The sequence below is a fragment of the Providencia sp. PROV_01 genome, assembly GCF_053098325.1.
On the sequence record NZ_JBRFKD010000002.1, the window covers coordinates 857,621 to 880,195 of the forward strand.

Annotated in this window: 6 protein-coding genes; 2 read left to right on the plus strand and 4 right to left on the minus strand. The window is 42.3% G+C overall.

Features of this window, described 5'->3' with window-relative positions:
• The first annotated feature begins 324 nt into the window (after positions 1 to 324).
• Entirely contained in the window at positions 325 to 1,908 is a 1,584-nt protein-coding gene (gene rtcR / locus ACU696_RS04620) for an RNA repair transcriptional activator RtcR (RefSeq protein ID WP_117163019.1), read from the plus strand.
• Between the two features lie 60 nt (positions 1,909 to 1,968).
• On the opposite strand, the gene ACU696_RS04625 is transcribed toward rtcR, so the two are convergent.
• The 3 genes from ACU696_RS04625 to ACU696_RS04635 all read right to left on the minus strand — a co-directional run bounded on the left by ACU696_RS04625 (position 1,969) and on the right by ACU696_RS04635 (position 20,580).
• Positions 1,969 to 15,510 (minus strand): invasin domain 3-containing protein, encoded by a 13,542-nt coding sequence (locus tag ACU696_RS04625; RefSeq protein WP_209102651.1) that lies wholly within the window; start codon positions 15,508 to 15,510, stop codon positions 1,969 to 1,971.
• 424 nt (positions 15,511 to 15,934) lie between these two features.
• Positions 15,935 to 18,103: an inverse autotransporter beta domain-containing protein gene (locus ACU696_RS04630; protein WP_209102654.1), complete on the minus strand. Its 2,169-nt coding sequence runs from the start codon at positions 18,101 to 18,103 to the stop codon at positions 15,935 to 15,937.
• A gap of 194 nt (positions 18,104 to 18,297) precedes the next feature.
• Entirely contained in the window at positions 18,298 to 20,580 is a 2,283-nt protein-coding gene (locus tag ACU696_RS04635) for an inverse autotransporter beta domain-containing protein (RefSeq protein ID WP_209102657.1), read from the minus strand.
• Between the two features lie 235 nt (positions 20,581 to 20,815).
• On the opposite strand from ACU696_RS04635, the gene rnz reads away from it, so the two are divergent.
• Positions 20,816 to 21,730, plus strand: coding sequence for a ribonuclease Z (gene rnz, locus ACU696_RS04640; protein ID WP_209102659.1), 915 nt, complete (start codon positions 20,816 to 20,818; stop codon positions 21,728 to 21,730).
• Between the two features lie 42 nt (positions 21,731 to 21,772).
• Here rnz and deoR read toward each other — a convergent pair whose 3' ends face one another.
• The gene (gene deoR, locus ACU696_RS04645; RefSeq protein ID WP_004915016.1) at positions 21,773 to 22,552 is read right to left on the minus strand and encodes a DNA-binding transcriptional repressor DeoR; all 780 of its coding nucleotides are present in this window, start codon (positions 22,550 to 22,552) and stop codon (positions 21,773 to 21,775) included.
• Positions 22,553 to 22,575: the final 23 nt, after the last annotated feature.

Below are 22,575 nucleotides of genomic sequence, written 5' to 3' on the forward strand. Positions count from 1 at the left end.
GATTTGTATTTTTTTCAGGAGTCGAACCTGATAGCTAGGCTATTACCAAGGTATCTTACTGACGGCGGCATACAGACCATGTAGTGACTAACGCCACCATGTCTGCACCGGTTGAACGCGAAGTTCAGACAATTTTCGGCAGTGGATAAATAGATAATTGCCAGAAGCGTGCCAACTTTGATGAAAATATAATAAATATTTTTATGTCATTGAAAAATAATAAATAAATATTTTAATGAAATTTTACTAACATTGAATGATGAAATGAATTAGGCTATTTATTATATTTTTATCTCGTCTTTTATAAATTTATATAAACTCATTATGAATAAAAAACGCAAAGTTGTTATTGGCGTACTGGGCACGGTACTCGATAGGCGAGGTAAAAAAGCCAATCGCTGGACAAAATGGCGCCCAACGGTAGGCTTGTGCCAACAACCTGATTTGGATATCGGTCGCTTTGAACTGCTACATCAGGTCAATGACTATGGCATGGCGCATCGGGTGAAGGAGGATATTGAGCAAGCCTCTCCCAATACCGAAGTGGTGCTGCATGAGGTGGATATTGCCGACCCGTGGGATTTCGAAGAGGTGTATACCTCGTTATTGGATTTTTCTTCAAGTTATCAATTTGATACTGACGACGAAGAGTATCTGGTGCATATCACGACGGGCACCCATGTGGTACAAATCTGTTGGTTTTTATTAACCGAAGCTCATTATTTACCTGCCAAATTAATCCAAACCTCTCCCAGCCAAAAGGGGAGAGAAAAAGACCCAATCGGCATTCATACGGTGATTGACCTTGATTTAAGCCGTTATACCCACATCACCAGTCGCTTCCAAACAGAGCAGCAACAGCAGGTATCCTTCTTAAAATCCGGGATTGCCACGCGTAATGCTGCGTTTAACACCATGATTGAGCAAATCGAGCGGGTGGCTTTGCGCTCAAAAGCGCCGATTTTACTCAATGGCCCAACGGGGGCTGGGAAGTCGTTTTTGGCGCGACGCATTTACCAATTGCGGGAAAGCCGCCACCAAGTCAAGGGGCGTTTTGTGGAAGTGAACTGCGCCACTTTGCGCGGTGATAATGCCATGTCGACGCTATTTGGCCATGTCAAAGGGGCGTTTACTGGGGCACTAAATGCACGAGGCGGTTTGTTAAAAGAAGCCGATGGCGGCATTTTATTTTTAGATGAAATTGCAGAACTTGGCCTTGATGAACAAGCTATGTTACTCAAAGCCATTGAAGAAAAACGTTTTTTTCCTTTTGGCTCCGACAATGAAATCCACAGTGATTTCCAGCTGATAGCGGGAACCCACCGCAATCTTGCAAAGCAAGTGGAATCGGGTAAGTTTCGTGAAGACTTATACGCCCGTATCAATATGTGGACCTTTGCCCTACCGGGCTTGCGTGACCGTCGTGAAGATATTGAACCCAACATCGATTATGAGCTGGCGAAGTTTAGCCATGACCAACAAAACCAAATTCGCTTTGATAGTGAGGCTCGCAGCCTGTATGTGAAGTTTGCCTGTTCCCCTCAAGCCCAGTGGCGCGGCAATTTCCGTGAATTGGGTGCCTCCATTAGCCGAATGGCGACCTTTGCCGAGCGCGGGCGCATTACTAAAGTGGTTGCCGAGGAGGAAATTAGCCGTTTGCAGTCTCAATGGCAGCCAAAGTTGAGCCATTCATTACCAAAGCAAATTGGTGAGATTGATTTATTCGATAAGCAGCAACTGGCAACAGTACTGGAAGTTTGCCGCCGTTCATCTTCCCTTTCCGAGGCGGGGCGTGAGCTGTTTGCAGTATCACGGCAACACAAAAAACAGCCCAATGATGCGGACAGGCTGCGAAAATATCTCGCCAAATTTGAATTGGATTGGGATGGGGTGAAGGCGGGGTATTGAGGGACGCTATATTGCTAAATCGTAGAAAGAAAAATCCCCGCCGAAGCGGGGATGAGGGGGTTAATATTCGATAATACAAAGTGTTTTTAGACTATGGTCATACCATGAGGCCTGCATGGAAATAACCTTGTCGGCAGTAAGACTCGCAGAATCATTTCCTGTCCAGTACAATCCTAGAACATTATGATAAGTATCTATTTTTTTCTGAGGGTTTTGAAATAACATTGCTATTTCTGAGTTATAGGCCGGACGGCCTCCATTAATGCTGCATCCAGAATCATCCATATGACGCTCTTTCGTGTCCGTAGGGTAGAAATATGTATTTATTGTTATCGTTGCGCGTATAGCTTCAAGTTTATGGCTGTTTTTATTCGGCCTAGCGGTTAATTTGATGACATTTTTTTGACGACTTGGTTTATTCTTTATATAAGGGACCAACTTGGTACCAAAGCCTATCACACCGGGATGGCTATTCTCCCATGTATAATCAGTATAATCCTTTGTTATTGAATAGAAATGAAAATACTGTTTGTAAATCATTGCGGTGGCAGGGTAGTCAATATGTTGGAAAGAATAGAAATAGATATCAATTTCCTGTTCGGTACCCACATGACCAATTGAATTAGAGTCAAGGGTTACCATTACTTTCTCTGCTTTTAAGTTCGAGATAGATGCAGTATACACACCTGATGCTGCGGTTTCTTTCATAACAGCGTTACTTAGGACTCCACTACTTGAAGTGATCTTTGGTTTTTTACCTGAGATAAGTACTCCATTTTTATTGATAAGCTTTAAGGTTATTATCGCCTTGTCTTTGCCATTACCTTCAACTGAATCGGTATCAACAGAGAGTTCACTTTTCCCGCTGTCAAAAATAGGGGCGTCTGTTTGGATATTAATCTCTTTTTTTCCTGTTATTTTGGCTGGATTATTGATAATAACCGTTAATGTATGCTTTCCTTCAGTGTCAAACTTAACATTGGTTGAATAGTTTCCAAGTTTATCATCACTCCATACTAATGAAGATAAAGGTTGCTTATTACTCGATAAAGTAATGTCACTTGGACTGATATCAATAACACCGTTACCATTTTTATCTCGTAATTGGAGTGTCACTTTAACGGTATCTCCAGTTTCTGCGGTGTCTAAAGTGTTTATGTGAATAACTTCAACACTGTTTGCGCCTTGCGGAGCCATAAATTCGATCTCGATAGGTTTTATCAAACGGTTAGTATTAACTACCACATCTAATTGATGTTTACCGACTTTCGTCGATTGCCAATTTGTGGTGTATTGCCCATTAGAGTCTTCGGTCCAAGTGATACTTTTTTCTTTGCCATTATGTGTTAATTGAATATCTTGATTAGCAACATTAATAACACCATTACCGAACCTATCTTTGAGTTGTAATGTCAGTGGAGTATCCACACCTAATTTGGCCGTTGCTGGCGTAGTTAATTCAACTTTCGCGATATTTTTAGCGCCTTTCAGTGGTTTCACATCAATGTTGATTTTTTTTATCTGACCATTTACCTCAACCGATAAAGTGTGTTGTTTAACTTTCTCTAAGGTGATGTTAGCGGTATAAACGCCATCATGTGATGATGTTTTCACCCACGATGCTTTCGTGATAATAGTATTATCGCTATTTTCGAGCTTCATGTCTTTCGGGGCAACATCTGCCACTTCATTGCCATATTTATCAAGCATGGTGAGGGTTAATTTAGTGCTCTCACCTGCACTCATTGAAGTTACTGCAGGAGTTGATTTAATCTCATTAACATTGCTAGCCCCTTTCAAGGCTTTCACCGTGACTTCCTTAGTATTGGCATCTTGTTTATTCACCGTCGCGGTTAAGGTGTGTTTACCGACTTTGGTTAATGGTAAGGTGGCTTTATACACGCCTGTCGATACCTTATTCCAAGCAATACTGCGGCTATCAATAATTTCTGCGCTATTATTATCGGTTAACACAATATCAGCCCCTGTGACGTCAGTCACCAAATTGCCATATTGGTCTTGTAGTTTTAACGTTAAGTCAACTTTTTTACCGGCATCAAGCGTGTTGGTGTTGGTGGAAAGTGCTGCGGTTTTCACCACATCTTTGCCACTTGGGTCAGTTGCTTCTACGGTTTGAATGCGGCTTGGTTGCTTATTGACAGTGGCTTTAAACTGGTAATTATCGACAGTTTTTAACTGTTGTTTAGTGGTATAGACGCCATCTTGTAGGCTATCCCATTTTACGTTAACTGGATTATCATTTTTGGTGAGCTGAATATCACTTGCATTGATACCAATAACACCATTATCAACACTGTCTGTTAGCGCTAATATTAAGGTCACCTCTTTCCCAGCTTCAAGAGTACCTACATCGGTTTCAAGAGTGGTTTTATGGACGTTATTTACACCTTTGGCTGGGGCAACGGTTAGCTCAAGTTTATCGCTGAGCATGTTATCTACGGCAACTTGAATAGGCTGCGAGTGTAACTTGTTCATAGTGAGTTCTTGAGAGTAAAAACCATCTTTAAGTTCTTTCCATATGGAGGTCGATTGCAAGTCAGTTAATAACTTCAATTTCGATGATGCCCCAGTCAGCTTGTTACCAAACTTATCTTTTAGTCCGACTTTTAGGGTGATTTTATCGCCTGAATTTACTGTATTATTTTTTGCGTTGTGGGTGATAGACATGGTGTCTAATGAGCCACGCAAACCATCTTTATCATAAGAGTTAATCAAAATTTCTTTTGGTGCTTTGACGTTCCAATACACCGTTTTTGACTTGCCGTTGACGCCGATACTGATTTTATAGTTACTCGCTTTAGCCGCAGGGAGCTGAGCGATATATCTATCTATGTTGTTTTTTTCCATAAATATAATATTTTGCTCTTTATCATCAATTTTCATTTTGATATCGCTACTGCTAATATTTTTAACTGGGTTGCCATATTGGTCAGTTAAACTAATGGATAATGATGATGGTTGTCCTGCGTCACTGTCGGATATCGGTGAGATAGTGATTGTTTTTACAGCATCTTTACCAGTTGGTGAATTGACCGTGACAGTGGTTGTATCTGTAAATTTACCAATACCCGCACTGAGAGTATGCATTTTAACGTCACTGAGCATGATGGTGGTGGTATAGATACCTAAGCCATGGTTATCTTCATCCCAGACAGCGGATATTTTATTATTACTGTCAGTGAGTGTGATCGTATTATTATTGAGGTGAATAACTGGGTTGTTATCTCTATCAGTGACTTTTAAAGATAACGTAACGTTATCGCCTGCCGTTATGGTGCTCAAGTTTGTTGTTAGCTGAACCTTATTGATCTGGCTTTGGTTAGTCGATGGCTGGGCGTTAATCAATACCTTTTTACTTTGTATTAGGTTAACAGTTGCTTTTAGGGAGTGAATTCCTGCAATTGCGACCGTTGTTGACGCAGTATAGGTTCCATTCCCTTTTGATAGCCAATTTAAACCTGTGAGGTTTTTCTTAATATGCGCATCATTTATGGTGATATCTTTCGCCGTGACCCCTTCAACACCATTACCCCATTGGTCGGTTAATTGAAGTGTCAGTTCCGTTTGGCTTCCTACGGTCAGTTGATTGGTGCTGGCTTTGAGCTCAACAGTTTTCACTTGTGTTGGGTCAGTTAATGCGCTGACATTAATCACCAGTGGGGCATTTGCTTGGTGGTTAACGCGACTGACAAAGGTGTTTTTCCCTTGCTGATGTAATGGGAGTGTGGTGGTGTAAATACCGGCCCCTTTCTCTAACCAAGCCAGTTTAGGAACAAGCGTATGGTTATGTTCTAATTGAATATCGTTGGCTTGTACTTTTTCAACACCATTACCATGGATATCAGTTAATGTTAATTGCAGTTCAACTAACTCTCCCACCATAAGAGTTTTGTTCGTTGCCTTTAATTCCACATTGCTAACAGCAGATTGCCCCTGTGGCGCCTCAACATTAATAACCTGTGATTGGATAGTGTTATTGACAGTAACCTTTAACGTATCAGAGCCTAATTTACGCAATAATAAGTCGGTGGTATAAGTGCCATCCGCATGGTCTTTCCATATGACAGGTCCTGATTGCTGGTGAGCAGTCACAATACTGTTGCTAGAAACCTCTTTTAGCCCATTACCAAAGGCATCTTTCAACGTGACGATGAGTGTAACTTTCTCGCCAGCTTTATGTTTACTGGTTGGCGCTACATTCAGCAATACTTCATTAACGACTTTGTATTGGCCTTTCTTACCACTCCCATCCCTAGCAACAGCAGCAATTGGCACTGGTTTGCTAACATCAAATAATTTTTCGATTGAAGTGACATTTTGAGTTGGGATAGATGCAACCATATTGTGTGAGCCACTTTGCTGTCCGGGTAATGTCCCAACGTATTTGCCCGTAGGGACTTGAGCAACTTGCATGGAAATTGGTTGTTGCTGATCGACGGTAACGGACAGGCTGGTAATATTGGATACCGGGTGCCCATTTGAGTCAGTCAGGGAAAAGACAATCGTACTGTCAGAACCTGCAGCTACGGGTAAAACATGGACAATTTCAACATTATTGACCTTGCTTTTCCCTTCATTGTTATGAACCGTAATCTCAACAGGGAGGCTTTTCTGTTTATTGACGATGGCCGTTAAGCTGTCTTTACCTAGTTTATTTAACACTAAATCCGCGGTATAAGTGCCATCGTTGCCATCAACCCAAGCCACCGGACTTGTTTGACCATGAGTGAGTGCAATTTTGGTGCTTTCAACGCCTGTGAGTTTATTATCAAACGCATCTGTTAAGGTCAGTGTCAGTTTAACGGTTTCTCCTGATTTGTAACCTTGAGTTGTAATCGCCTGTAATTCGACGGTTTTCACCACGCCTTGCGTCTCAGCTTTACCTGAACCATCAGTTTGAGTTGCTTTAATGGTTGTGGCAGCCTTAACGACCCAACTTTGTTGGTTTTTCTGTTTATTAGCCGTGACTTTAACGGTGTAACTGTCTGCTTTACTTGCCGGTAGTGTCGCGTTGTAAGTGCCTTTGGTGCTAGTTTCAGTGAACTTAATGTCTGCTAATTTATCGTTGATAGTGACTTTAATGTCATTAGCTATCTGAGTCACACCTTGTTGATGGGTATCTTGAATTTTCACGGTAAGATTGCCCGCTTTCCCGGCTTCTGACGGGGCGATAGGGTCAATGATAACCTTATCTACTTGATTGACTTGGTTGGTATTTTCCACCGTAATGTTTACGGTTGAACTCTCTTTCTGGTTAACGATGGCTTTTAGCGTGCCACTTCCCAACACTTTTACTGGTAATGTTGTGGTATAGTTGCCGTTATTGTTATCACTCCATGTCACTGTACTACCTTGATTTTGTAGCAGAGTGATGCTGGTAACGCCTTTAAGTGGGTTACTAAACTTATCCTTTAAGGTCACGGTCAGTTGTAAGTTATCGCCTGATTTGATGTTAGTGTCTGGTGTTACAGCCAGTGTGACATCATTGACGACACCACGTGCTCCTGCTGTTCCCCCACCATTTGATGCTGCGGTGACGGTATCAGGTTGCTCCACAGTGAGTGGTTTTGGCGTGGATGGGATTTTATTGGCGGTGATAACCACATCATAAGGCCCCGTTTGTTGCCCTGGTAATTTCCCTGTATAGCTGCCATCCACTTGTGGAGTCAACGCGATGTTTGTTGGTTTTTGATTACCGATGGTGACATCTACGTTTTGAATACCTTCAACCAAGTTGCCTTGAGCATCGGTCAATACAACCGTAAAGGTACTTTCTGCACCTGCTGTTGCATTGGTGATATCAGTGATATCGACTTTATGGATAGCCGTGCTGGCTGATTGCTTGGTGACATTGATTGGAACCGCTTTGCTTTCCAGTTTATTAACGGTGGCCACTAAGCTATCTTTGCCCAGTGTTTTCAACACTAAATCCGCGGTATAAGTGCCATCTTTGCCGGTTACCCAAGCCACCGGACTTGTTTGACCATGAGTGAGTGCAATTTTGGTGCTTTCAATGCCTGTGAGTCTATTATCAAACGCATCTGTTAAGGTCAGTGTCAGTTGAACGGTTTCTCCTGATTTGTAACCTTGAGCTGCAACCGCCTGTAATTCGACGGTTTTCACCACGCCCGTTTTACCTTCGGTACCCGAACCATCAGCCTTAGCGGCATTGATGGTTGTTGGCGCCTTGACTTCCCATGGTTGTGTTGCTGTTTTTTGACCAATCGCGACGTTAACGTCATAACGGCCCGTTTTTTGTGCGGGTAATTTGGCGGTATAAGTGCCCTTTATTTTGCTATCTTCAGTCAATGTGAGGGGGAGTAGTGCTCCGTTGAGGGTGAGTTTTATCTCATCTTTAAGTAAGACCACACCATGGCCATAGATATTCACGGCTTTTAGGGTGATGGTTTGCTCTGAACCTGCTGCTGATGGGGCAATCGGTTCGAGCGTCAGTTGGTGAACTTGAGCCGCTTGATTCGGGCTGACCACATCAATACTAACCATGTTGCTCTCTTGGCTGTTCACTGTGGCTTTCAAGTCATTGTTGCCTAATTGGCTTGATGGCAATGTGGCGGTATAGCTGCCGTTATTGTGGTCAGTCCATGTCAGGGTAGCATTTTTGTTGTTGTGCTGTAGCGCAATGCTGGCACTGCAGACGCCTTTTAGTGGGTTGTTAAAGCTATCTTTTAATGTGACCGTCAGCTGCAAACTGTCACCCGATGTGAAATTGCTGTTTTGGGTTGCACTGAGTGCCACACGGCTGACCACACCGCGCTGGCCGTTTGTGCCACCGCCGTTTGCGCTTGCGGTGACGGTGTCCGATTGTGCCACGGTGAGTATTTTTGGCGTGGATGGGATTTTATTGGCGGTGATAACTATGTCATGATCCCCCGTTTGTTGCCCTGGTAGAGTGCCGATATAACTGCCATCGGTTTGTTGCGTCACAGCGATATTTGGCAGTTTTTGATTATTAATGGTGACATCCACGTGTTGGACGCCTTCGACCGAGTTGCCTTGCGCATCGGTTAATGCAACCGTAAAGGTACTTTCCGCACCAGCGGCAATAGGGACAATAGTGAGGATCTCAACCTTGTGGATCGCTGTACTGTCTGATTGCTTAGTGATATTGATAGGAACTGTGTTGCTATCCCTGTTATTGACGATGACCGCTAAGCTGTCTTTACCCAGTTTATTTAACACTAAATCCGCGGTATAAGTGCCATCTTGTTGAGGCACCCAAGCCACAGGACTTGTTTGACCATGAATGAGTGTAATGTTACTTCCGTCAACGCCTGTGAGCGAGTTATCAAACGTATCTTTTAAGACCAGAGTCAGTTTAATCGAGTCACCTGACTTGAAGTCTTTGGTTGGTGAAACAGTCAGTGTTGCGCGCTCAATGACACCGCGAGAACCTGATTTACCACTATGGTTAACTGCAATAGGCATTGGAGCATTCACGGATAAGGTTGATTCTGTGGACTTAACGCCACCAACAGTGACGTTGACTTTCTGAACTCCTGATTTTTGGCCTGAAAGGATACCGGTATAAATCCCTTTGGTGGTGGTTTCAGTGATCTTAAGTAACGCTTCAGCGCCATTGATAGAGACAACTGCGTTACTATCTATCCCTGTAATAGGTTGGTTGTTGGCATCAGTGAGTGCCAGTGTGATGGTACTTGTTTCACCAGCCGCAGGTTTAGTGATGCTTTTTATTTCAACTTGTTTGATTTGTGTCGCGGCAGTGGCATTCCCAACATTAATGTTAAGTGGGGAAGTGGTTATTTGGTTCACTTTCACTGTTAACGAGTCTTGGTCAATTTTTGTCAGTGGCAACAGAGCGGTGTATTCACCGTTCCGTAGGTCTGTCCAAATAACAGAACTCTGCTTAGATTGTTTATGTGTTAATTGAATACTAGCGCTACTGATCCCTTCAAGGGCGTTACCAAAGGCATCCTTAATTGACACGATTAATTGTAATGATTGGCCTGACTTTAGGTCATTGGGTGATGACGAGTCCAATGCAACGGTTTTAACCACACCACGTTGATTTTCTGTACCACTGCCATCTTTTTGGTTAGCGCTGATCGTCCTTGCCGTTTTAACGGTCCAAGGTTTTGATACGGTTTTTTTATTAGTTGTCACATTAACGGTGTATTTGCCCGTATTTTGTGCAAGTAATATTCCTGTGTAAGTCCCTTCTTGAGTAAGTGATTCCGTTATAGCAATGGGTGTCGGCAGGCCATTGATATTTGCCATTATCATACTGTTAATCGCGGTGACAGGGTGGTGGTAGCTATCAGTAACTTTCACTGTGATAGTTTGTTTTTCACCCGCTTCACTTGGCGTAATTGGTTCAAGTTCGACATTAGCCACCTTGTTGATATCAGTCGAATTACTCACGGTAATGGGGATGACTTGTGATTTATAACCGTTAATCGATGCCGCTAAATGATTAGAACCTGTTTGTGTTAATAGCAACGAAGTCGTGTAAGTACCATTACGATTATCTAACCATTTTAGCGAACTTGCTTTATATCCATCCAAGATGATATTACTAGGGTCGATAGCGGTTAATAGATTATTAAATGCATCAGTTATGGTCACGGTGATATTCAGCTTATCACCCGATTGCAGATGAGTGATATCACTGGTCGTCATGGTAATGTTATTGATAACGCCTCGTTCGCCACTATTACCTGTTCCGCTTGTATTATTCGAGTTTACTGAAGCTGGTTTTTTCACTTCTAAAGTATCTTTAGCGGAGCCTTGGCTATTCACCGCGGCAGTAATTTGATAGTTACCTGTTTGCATGGCTGGCAGTGTGACGTCATAAATCCCCGGTTTCCTTTCTTTCGCAGGCAATGTGTGCTGTTTGTTATCAATATTAACAATAATTTCAGTTTCACCGACTACTGGGTTGCCATGTGTATCGGTTAATTTAACTGCCAGTATGCTGCTTGAACCTGCGGCAGGTTTTTCTGTTTTGATGATTTCAACTTTGCTGACCTTATCTTTCCCTGCGGCGTTGCTAATTTGAATCGGTTTTACGAGGGTTTTATTGCCATCAATTGACGCAACTAAACCTTTCACGCCAACTTCAGTTAACGTGATGGTCGCGCTGTAAGAACCATCGCTGTTATCTTTCCAGACTGGCTTGCCGTTAAATCCGCCAAGGGTAATTGTATTCGTATTGAGCCCAGTTAAACCGTTATTAAAGGCATCGGTGACGGTGACGGTGATCTCAAGTTGATCGCCAGACTGTAAGTTGTTGGTATTGCCCGTTGTCATGGTAATACTATTAACCACGCCTTTTTCTCCCGGCTTACCTGTGTTATTGGGTTTAATTGGCGTTGGTGGGGTAACCACTAAAGTTGTATCAGTTGAGCCCTTACCATTCACACTCGCGCTAATGTTGTGATTTCCTGCTTGTAGTGCGGGTAGTGTCACTTCGTAAATACCGGGGTTACCTTCTTTGGCAGGACGTTTATGGGTTTGCCCATCAATATTGAGGGTAATTTCTGTTGCGCCAACCACGGGGTTGCCATGTTTATCGGTTAACGCGATAGTGACGGTACTGTTTGTGCCTGCTGCCGGTTTTTCTGTTTTGATGATGTTGACTTTATCAACATGGGATGCCCCTGTGGCATTATTGACCTGAACTTCGGTGTGTGGGCTGTGGCTACCATTGACGGAGGCAGTTAAATCATTGCTACCAACGTCGGTTAAGGTCAAGGTGGTGGTGTAAGAGCCATCGCCATTATCTACCCAGTTTAAGGTATTCCCTTTGTGTTTACCGATATCGATATTATCGGTATTTAAACCCGCCAAACCGTTACCAAAGGCATCCGTTACTGTTACCGTGATTTCAAGAGGATTATCGGATTCAAAACGGTGAGTGTGATCAAGTGCGATCGTCACCTTATCAATAACACCTTTCTCACCTTGCTGGCCTGTGCCGTTTGAGTTATTCGGGAAAATCGGTTTTGGCTGCTCAACTAGTAAGCTTTCTTTGATTGATACAGTATTATTTACACTCGTATGGATATCATGTTTGCCCGCTTGCAGTGCTGGCAGCGTGATTTCATAGATACCCGGTTTCCCTTCTTTCGCGGGTAAAGTGTGTGGGTTGTTATCAATATTAACGATAATTTCAGTTTCACCGACTACTGGGTTGCCGTTGCTATCGGTTAATTGCACAGTCAGAGTGCTGTTTGAGCCTGCAGCAGGTTGCTCTGTTTTGATAATGGCAACTTTGCTGACTTTATCTTTCCCTGCGGCATTGCTAACTTGAATTTGTTTTTGTGGACTTGCAGTGCCATTGATGGAAACAGTGAGGTCATTATTACCGACTTCGGGGAGTGGCAAGGTGGTAGTGTAAGAGCCATCACCGTTGTCAACCCATGTCAATGTATCGCCTTTATGTTTACCAATATCGATATTATTGGTGTTCAAGCCTGATAAGCCGTTATTAAAGGCATCGGTGACTGTGACGGTGATCTCGAGCTTATCGCCAGATTGCAGGCCGACTGTGTTACCTGTTTTGATCTCGATTTTATCGACAACGCCTTGTTCACCTTTTTGCCCTGTACCGTTTGGATTTTGGGGTTTAACAGGTTGTGGCTGCTCAACAATTAGCAACTCATTTGGTGATTCTTTCCCGTTAACAATAGCGGAAATATCATGGTTGCCCGTGAGTTGCCCAGCAATAATAGCTTCATAAATACCCGGAGAGATTTCTGTTACTGGCAAAGTGTGTGGCTGATCATTTATATTGACAGTAACTTCAGTTTCACCAACCACTGGGTTGCCATGTTTGTCGGTTAATTCGAGGGTAATGGTGCTATCTATACCTGCCGCTGGTTTTTCTGTTTTGATGATTTTGACTTTATCAATATGAACAGTTCCGCTGGCATTATTGACGAGAACGTCAGTTTTTGAACTCGTAGTACCATTGATGGTGGCGGTCAGGTCATTGTTGCCGACTTCAGTTAATGGCAAGGTGGTGGTGTACGAGCCGTCACCATTGTCCGTCCATGTCAGCGTATCGCCTTTATGTTTACCGATATCGATATTATCGGTATTTAAGCCTGATAGCCCATTACCAAAGGTATCGGTGATGGTAACGGTAACCTCAAGAGTATCCCCTGATTGTAAACCATGGGTTTTGTTTGGGGTGGTGACGATATTATCAATAACGCCTTTTTCCCCTTTTTGGCCTGTACCGTCCGTATTGTTTGGTGAAATGGTTTTTGGTTGCTCAACAATCAGCGTCTCAGGGGGAGAGGTTTGCCCATCAACAGTGACGGTGATATTTGGTGTACCGCTATGCTGTCCTGGTAATTTCCCTGTATAAACCCCGCTACCCGGAAAGGTTTCGCTAATAGTGATTGGCGTAGGTTTACCATCGATATTGACCGTGACAGTACCATCAGCCCCCGAGACGGCATTACCGTGTACATCGGTTAATGAAATAGTGATGTTGCTGTCTGTACCAGCCTCGGCTTGTGAGAGATCTAAAATGGTGACATGGGCTAGTTGGCCAAACACGAAATGCGTTTCTACCGTTACATTTTGTTCATTCAGTGTTGCTGTTACTTTAACAGGCCCTGCGACTTGGCTTGTTACCTCAACGTCAGTATTGCCTTGTTCATCGGTCGGGCTCAATTGTGTGGCATTGGCATTTATCGCATCAAGTTGCAGCATGGCACCTTGAATTGGGTGTGAGTGATTGTCGGTGATATGGAATTGAATTTTATTTTTAGATTTTCCATCGGCAACCGCATTATCACTAAGAACATTGAAATGATTAATATGTGCTTGTTGCGTATCGGCAATAAAGAAAAAAGCGGTTTCAATTGGTACGCCGCCATTTGCAACGGCTTGAACTCGGTGTTCACCCGTGGTCAAAGAGGTGAATTGAACCGAAGCTTCTCCTTTTATATTGGTGATAACTTTATATTTTTGTTTATCCGTTGATTTAGCGGCCTGCATTTTTTTATACAGGTTCTTGAAAGCCATACTTGAAGATGTGGCTTTTTGTGTGACCAGCTTTAGTTCAGTCGGTAAGGTAAAGGTTACGGTTGAATCCGGTGCTATATTGCCTAAAGCATCTCTGGCAGTAACTGTTAATACATTGACATCTTGTCCATTGGCGAGAGAGTTTCCTTTTTTAATGACCTCGTTATGCTTAATCGATAGTACCCCTGAGTTGGTTACTTCAACGAAGGTTGAGGCTTGTGGTGTAATGCTTCCCTTGCTATCAGATGCCGTTACCGTGAATCGGTAAAGGTTGTTTTTTTTCCTTTCCTGCTCAGTCATAGCGACTTTGTAGGAAGGGAGTTTGATTTTTGTCAGAGCGCCATCAAGGATGATTTCTCCTCCCGCCATTAAAAATTCGGGGGCATGAATGGTCAGTTTGTCTAACGGATATTTGGTATTGAGGGCATTGATTAAAGGTATCTCATCCCCAGTTTTCCCTTGGATAATCGCAGGTAGTGATAGAGTTATCAGCGTTTTCTTTTGGTATTCCAGTATGATGTTATTATTACGATTAACAAAATCATAGCGGCTACCTAATAGGCGACGAGAGTCACCAACCTTAGTAGGGTCAAGTTGCTCTGCGAGGCTCTTACCTAGTGCCCAAGTGAACTCTAATTTGGCATTAGTTTCACTTAATCCACCACTGATTTTTTGTTCTGCGCTTAAAGTTACCAGTGAGAACGGGGTCCAGTTCACCCCAATTGTGGTGGTGAGCGGGTCTTTTTGGCGCTTATCTTTACCGAATAGAGCAACATCGTCGCCAAAATACTGCTCAAATTTAAGATTTCCGCCAATATTGGGGTAAGAAGGCAACCAGCCCTCAGCCTGTAAATCCCATCCATTAGCAGGGCGGGCATTGTAGTCATTATTTAATTCAGAAGCACTACGCCATTCTGATGCACGTAAATAGGTATTGGCGCTTAGTTTTAAGAAATCTTGTGCGTACTCGGCTCCGAAACCTAGGCGAGAGTGGTAGCGAGATAAGTCATGATCAAAAAAGGCATTGACGCCCATCATGCTCTTAGGTGTAAAGCGACGAACCCCAATACCATTATTGGTCTGTAGCCTGCCATCAGTGCGATGAATATTATGTTGGGTAAACAATAATAAATCGGTACTGTCATACCAAGGTACTAACCAATCTAATTGGGTATTTTTAATGGATAATTTTTTATCTACGTCAACACTGAATTTGGCATTACCGGTTTTAGATAACCAACGATTTATTTCATCTGTTGCTGCGTTTGTGACCTTACTGCGAGCGAAGTCCTGCGCCATATCTGCAAGATCTGCTGCTTTTTTCTTATCAGAGATAAAACGCGCGGCGCTTTGGCTATATTCAGCAATAAGCTTCTCTGTTTTATCATCATTGGTTAGTACTGGGTCACTCCCCAGAGTCGGTAGGTCATCAGGTGTTAGCATTTTTGCATAACTTGGCATAACCGGCATGATGGCCGAAGACCATATTGCAATAAAGAGGACAAAGCCATTTGAGATTTTATGTCTCAGTGTTTGCTTTATAGTTGACGTAGCGGAGTTCATTCAATTTATTCCTAGTTTTATTAACTTGGCTATTGTTGAATGCTTATACAGGTAAGAGCTTGTGAATTAGTTTGACTTAAACAGAAGCGAAAATTACAAGGTGGAAAATCGTAGTATGGGCGGCTTTTATTGATAACGCTGAAAAATAACCTCCTTGCCTATATAAAGGTGTTTTTTATCGGCTGAGAATAAATCTTACTTGAATAAAAACAATTGATTAGCTTATGAAAATACAAAATACTAACATTAGAATATGGCTTTTAAAGGTTTGTTAAAGTGCAATATTTGGTGGGTATGATAGTAAATTTAGTCGCGATTCAATAAAGCAATAAGCTAGATTAATTGAACTAAAAATGCCCCTGTTAAGGGGCAAATTTTAACACTGAAAGAGCAGCTAGATTCAGTCTATTTTATACGGAAAGTATTATCCTATTTTTTGAAATAACTGCCTTAGCAAACTTAACGGCGTGCGTGTAGGACTGTTTTGCTCATTTATTGGGGATTTGAAAAGAGTTCCTGTGCTTGGCTGAATATTTATCGCAGATCCATTCCTTTGAAAGTTAACTTGTATTGTTCTACTATCGCCATTTAGGGTTGCAATGATATCTATAGAACCTTCAACTAAGCTACTAACTTCTAATTCCGTATTGCCATGTTCATCAGTCAGCTTAGCTGGTGAGATAATGCCATTTGGCGCTTCAAAATGAACAAGCGCGCCAGCAATGCTTTGTCGGCTGTTATTCACAATATGCAGTTTAATTTTGTTTTTACTGATCCCGTCTGCCATTACATTGTTTTGAATGATATCAATGCTACCAATAAATGATTGGTTAATATCAGGTTTAAAGTTATACATCTCATTCATTTCTGTACCATGCTCAGTCTTTGCTTTTATTGCATAACTTCCTGATATAAAAGAGGTGAACTGAATAGAAGCTTCACCTTTACTATTGGTAACGATGCTATACGGCTGTTCAGAAACGGATTTCGCCGCTTGGGCTTTCCACATAAAGTGATTTAGTAGGGAATCGTATCCTGTATTTTTTTGATCAATAGATTTAAGACCTGCAGGTAATATAAAGTTTACTTTCGCATTGGGTACAGGGTGGCCAAGAGCATCTTTAATTACTACGGCGAATGTATTTGCATCTTTACCATCAGCAACGGCATTGTTTCTTTTGGCGGTATTTGCATGGCTGATGGTGAGAGTGCCTGTGTTAGTCACTTCAATTAACGTTTCCGCTTGCGGGGAAACATTTCCGTTGGTGTCATAAGCCGTCACGGTTAAACGGTAAAGGTTGAGTTGTTGATTTTTAATGGTGTCGTTGGCAATTTTATATGACGGTAGTTTGACTGAACTTTCTATGCCATTAAGGTGGATTTCTCCTCCTGCTGCAACCAATTCAGGCGCTTCTATAACAACTTTGTCTAAAGGGTATTTAGTGGTTAAGTTGCGGATAATAGAGAGCTCTTCTCCTGTTATTCCTTGAATAACTTTCGGTAATGATAATGAAATTAAGGTTTTCTTTTGGTACTCCAACACAATATTGTTATTACGATTAACGAAATCATAGCGGTTGCTAGGAATATGGCGGGTAGCTTCTATCGCTGAAGCATCAAGATGTTGCGCTAAGCTTTTCCCTAACAACCAATTGAATGCAATTTTTGCACTTGTTTCATTTGCGCCACTACTGCCCATTTTATGTTCTGCATTTAGCGCGAGGAGGGGGAATGGAGACCAATTGATGCCGACAGTCGCCGCCATAGGGTCTTTCTGGCGCTCATTTTTACCAAATAAAGCCACGTCATCGCCATAATATTGCTCCAATTTTAGGCTCGCCCCTAAATTAGAATAAGTGGGCAACCAGCCTTCAAATTGAATATCCCAGCCGTTAGCAGGGCGCGCGTTATAATCATAAGCTAATTCGGATGCACTTCGCCAAGTCGATAGCCCCAAATAGCTGTTCACACTCATTCTGGCGTAATCTTGTGCATATTCTACACCAAACCCTAATCGTGAATGGTAATGGGATAAATCATGATCAAAAAAAGCATTCACCCCGACCATGCTATTTTGCTGGAAATGACGTAATCCAATACCTGTATTGGTTTGTAACCGACCATCAGTGCGATGAATGCTGTGCTGAGAAAATAGCAATAAATCTGGTTGGTCATACCAAGGTATTAACCAATCTAATTGGGTATTTTTAATTGATAATTTTTTATCAAGGTTAAGATTGAATCTAGCATTACCTGCTTTCGATAACCAATGTGTTATTTCATCAGTCGCGATATTTGCGGCTTTATGGCGTGCATAGTCTTGCGCCATCTCTGCCAAATTTTTGCTGTTTTTTTCTGTAGCAGCAAAATTTGCGGCATTTTGCCCATATTCTGCTAAAAAACGTTCAGTAGTATCTTCTGGTTGGCTTTCTTCAAATTGAATGGCATGACTACCGAGTGTCGGCAAATCGTCCAAATGAGGGATTTGGGCATAACTTGGTGCGACAGGCACAATAGCTATTGAGCACATAGCCGTAGAGAGTACCAAACGGTTCGGTAGCTTGGGTTTCAATTTTGACGAAGGGGCATTCATCGGACATATTCCTGATATCAATATTAACGTTACAATTGTCAGGGCTGATAGCAAGATGTGCTTGTGAATTTATTGGACTTAAAAGGAAGCGAAATTTTTACTGTGGACATTTTTGGAATGGTAGGTTTATTGCTTGATGAATCCTATTTTTTTAGACTCCCTCCGAGCCGGAGGGAGTACGCTAAAGGACGTGTTTAAGGCGTGACTAAAATAGTTATTGTCTGGCTTGGATGCCCATTGATTGAAGCTATAATGTCAAGGTTACCAGTGGCCGGTAATGTTAAGTAGGTAGAATAATCTCCATCACTGTCTTCATACCAGCCAAGGATATTAGTGTTATAGCGACCAAGGTCGATATTTTTAGGGTTTATCCCCTCAAGTGTGTTACCAAAGGCATCGCTGAGTGTGACTGTGATAAGTACGTCATCGCCTATTTTCACGTTATTCGTGGTACTTGTTGTGATTTCGACTTTATCAATAACGCCAAGTTGGCCATGAGGGCCGCTGCCATCAGAGTTAATCGCATTAATTGTCAGTGGTGGATTCACCGTGAACGTATGCTGAGGTGACGTTTTTCCATGTAAAGAAGCGCTAATGGTGTAATCTCCGGACATTTGGCCTGCAAGTAACCCGCTATACTCACCTAAATTAACCGAACTCTCTTCAATCTCGACAGGAACTTGTTTATTGCCAATATTGACCATGATGATCCCATCAGCGCCAGAAACTGGATTGTTATTTTCATCGATTAGCTTGAGTACAATAGCTGTCTCTTTACCTGCATAGGTCGATTGAGTATTTAAGATCTCAATTTTTTTCAAGCTTCCACTAATAAAATAGACAGCAACGGTTTCACTGTGGCCATTTACGGTAGCGGTAATCTCACTGATACCACTTGTCATACTGGTGAGTGGCATCTCAATAATTCCTTTTTGATTTGTCACCCCTTGAGCGCTAATTTTTCCACGAGTCGCACTAAAATTGACTGTTTCTCCTGATATGGGGTTACCCTTTGAGTCAGTGATATAGGCTGAAACCATATTGGCTGTTTTACCATCAGCCAATGCTGCTGTTTGAACGACTCTCAAACTTTGTATTTGTGCTTGGCTAGTCGTTGCAGTATTCGTGCTGGTCACATCAATCAGTGTTTCACTTGTCGGTGATGCATTACCGTGAATATCATAGGCAATACCACTTAAGCGATAACGATTCAATTTCTCACGTTCTGAAGGTGTTGATGCCGTTTTATAAGTGGGTAATTTTACGGTAGCATTTTGACCCGATGAGCTAATAACACCACCGGCAGCGAGTAATTCAGGTGCATTCCAGACAATTTTTTTCAGTGGGTGTTGGGTTATCATCGATTGTACGAGCGGTAGCTCTTGTCCAGCTTTACCTTGAATTTTTGCCACGAGCTTCAATTGAATTTCAGTTTTCTTTTGATAATCAAGAACAATATTGTTATTGCGATTGACGAAATCAAGGCGGTTACCCGAAACACGTCGTGATTCACCGACTTTAGCAGGGTCAATTTGCTCAATAAAATTCTTATCAAATACCCAGTTAAATTGCACTTTGGCACTGGTATCTTGTAATCCGCTACTTATTTTGTGATCGGCGCTAAAGGTGACAAGAGTGAAAGGGGTCCAATTCATACCGATAGTCGCGGCAGCAGGGTCTTCTTGAAGTTTATTTTTCCCCATTAAAGCCACATTATGGCCGACATACTGTTCAAACTTAAGGCTACCTCCCAGTTGCGGGTAATCCGGTAGCCATCCTTGTGCTTGTACATCCCACCCACGAGCAGGACGCGCATCATAAGCGCGAGTTAGCTCAGATGAGCTGCGCCATGACGAAACGGGAAAATAGGTATTCGCGCTGAGTTTTAAGTAATCTTGCCAGTATTCAGCCCCAACGCCTAACCGGGAATGATAATGTGAAAGGTCATGATCAAAGAATGCATTGACACCCACGGTGCTCTGCTCGTTGAAATGACGCAAACCAATCCCATTATTGCTTTGCAACCGGCCATCTGTATTGTGAATACTGTGCTGGGTAAATAACAACATATTAGCTTGTTGATACCAAGGGATGAGCCAATCAAAATGACTGTTTTTAAGCGATAGTTGCTTATCAAAATTCAGGCTGACTTTCACATTACCCGCTTTTGAGAGCCAATGAGTAATTTCCTCTATTGCGGCGTTAGCTGCTTGATTACTGAGATAACTTTGCGCCATTTGTGAGATTTCATGGCTATTTTTTTGTTCTACAAGCCATGTTGCGGCTGTTTTACTGTATTGCGCTAAGTTACGTTCACCATCGTTACTTTCTAGTTTTGGGATAGGACTCCCTAAAAGCGGGAGTTCATCCGGTGTTAGCATTTTTGCATCGCTGGGCAATGTTGACATAATAGCTAATGAGCCGGTCGCCACCAATAAGGCCAAAGGGGCCGGAAATTTCTTTTTAGAGCAAAGCATTAAATATATTCCTAGATTAGATATTCACTTTTAGTATTGTGGAATATGCGGTGTAAAAAACACTTGGGAATTAATTGGACTAATACAGAAAAGGGATTTGTATATTGGAAGAAATTAGGAATAGCCGATTTTTATTTATAATTGGAACATATTGAATAATAGACGAATAAAATAAAGAAATTTTCAATTGGAAAAAATCTTACCATAATAAAAACAAAAGATTAGATGAGGTATTATGGAATTAACATTTCTAGGAACTAGTGCTGGCGTGCCGACAAAAGAGCGTAATGTCACCAGTATGATATTAAATTTAATCGGTATCCGTAAAAGCTACTGGTTATTTGATTGTGGTGAAGGGACACAGCATCGCATTTTAAATAGCCCATTTAAAACACCAAAAATTGAAAAAATTTTTATTACTCATTTGCATGGAGACCATATTTTTGGTTTACCCGGGTTGTTATGCAGCCGCTCAATGGGGGGAGCAACAGACCCATTGATTGTTTATGGACCGAAAGGGTTAAAACAGGTTATTGAAACGGTACTCACCGTGAGCGTGTCTTATATGACATATCCACTGGAGATAGTGGAAATCGAAGCTGGCCAATTATTTGACGATGGAGAACTGATTGTGACGGCCTATGCCCTTGATCATCGTGTTGAGTGTTATGGTTATCGTATTGAAGAACATCCGAAACGTGGCGCATTAGATGCAGTGAAATTAGCTAATGACAATATTCCTCGTGGCCCTTGGATGCAAGCGCTTAAAGCGGGGGAAACGATAGTTCTTGATGATGGACGAACAGTGAATGGAGCTGATTACCTCGGTGAACCGATCCCCGGAAAGATTATTGCGATTTTTGGCGATACGCAACCGACAGAGCGAGCGCTGGAACTTGCGAGAAATGCCGATGTGATGATCCATGAAACGACCCTAGAAGCGGAGTTTGCACAAAAAGCCAATGAAAGAGGGCACTCGACTACGGTACAGGCGGCTGAGCTAGCTCGTGCGGCAGGGGTTAAACGGTTTATTGCCACTCACTTGAGTGGTCGTTATACGAGTGAGGATATCCCAAAGTTACTCGCGGAATGCCAAGCTGTGTTCCCCGCGAGCGAAATCGCAGAAGACTATTTGACAGTGAAGATCTAATGTAAGCGGGCAAGATATTGTCCGCTTAATCTATTGATGATTTTAATAAATTACTTTCACAAAGCCATTACGACAATATGTCTCATATTCATCAGAAAGTTGCCTATTTGTGACTATCACATCAAATTGTGATAATTCCCCCATATTGGCGGTCGCGACTTCATCAAACAGGTTATAAGGGGCGAGTAAAATCTTACGGATAGATTTTTCCATCGCTTTTTTCTTCATGGGTAAATCATCGAGATTATAGCAAGTTACGCCAAAATTCCCATGCACACCAGCTGCTGAAATAAAGGCTTTTTTCGGGTTGATTGAATCAAGTAATGAGGGGAGTGATGGGTTGTAAAAAGAATCACTTTTAGGGCGATATTCCCCGCCACATAATAGCGCAGTGGCATTTTTTTTCTGGCTAAGGGCGAGGAAAACGTTATGTGAGTAACAAATACCGGTGAAATTAATTTCTTCTGGGATGAGTGAAATCAAGGTGGCCATTTCAATGCCATTATCAAAGAAGATCACATCATCTTCGGTCACCATGCTAGCGGCAAGGTTCGGGATATATAATTCTTCCGTTTGATCGGGGGTGAAAATGTCGGCTTGTGCTTCTTGGGTCAGTAAATTAGCAGGTTGGGTAACAGAAACTATGTAGCCACCAAGCAGTGACATCGGAATTGGGCCTTCTGTATCTGCGCTCAGGTCTCGACGAATAGTCATCTCTGAAACTTCGAGTATTCTAGCAGCTTCTTTAAGATGAATGCGTCCTGAGCGTTTTAAACATTCACTTAAACGGCGAAGGCGTTCTTTTTGTTTAGTTTCTATCACCCTACAATCCTTTTTCAATACAC

Bases quoted from the DNA above. Each gene is read 5' to 3' on its own strand.
- rtcR (WP_117163019.1), top strand. From the start codon at position 325: ATGAATAAAAAACGCAAAGTTGTTATTGGCGTACTGGGCACGGTACTC.
- ACU696_RS04625 (WP_209102651.1), bottom strand. From the start codon at position 15,510: ATGAACTCCGCTACGTCAACTATAAAGCAAACACTGAGACATAAAATC.
- ACU696_RS04630 (WP_209102654.1), bottom strand. From the start codon at position 18,103: ATGAATGCCCCTTCGTCAAAATTGAAACCCAAGCTACCGAACCGTTTG.
- ACU696_RS04635 (WP_209102657.1), bottom strand. From the start codon at position 20,580: ATGCTTTGCTCTAAAAAGAAATTTCCGGCCCCTTTGGCCTTATTGGTG.
- rnz (WP_209102659.1), top strand. From the start codon at position 20,816: ATGGAATTAACATTTCTAGGAACTAGTGCTGGCGTGCCGACAAAAGAG.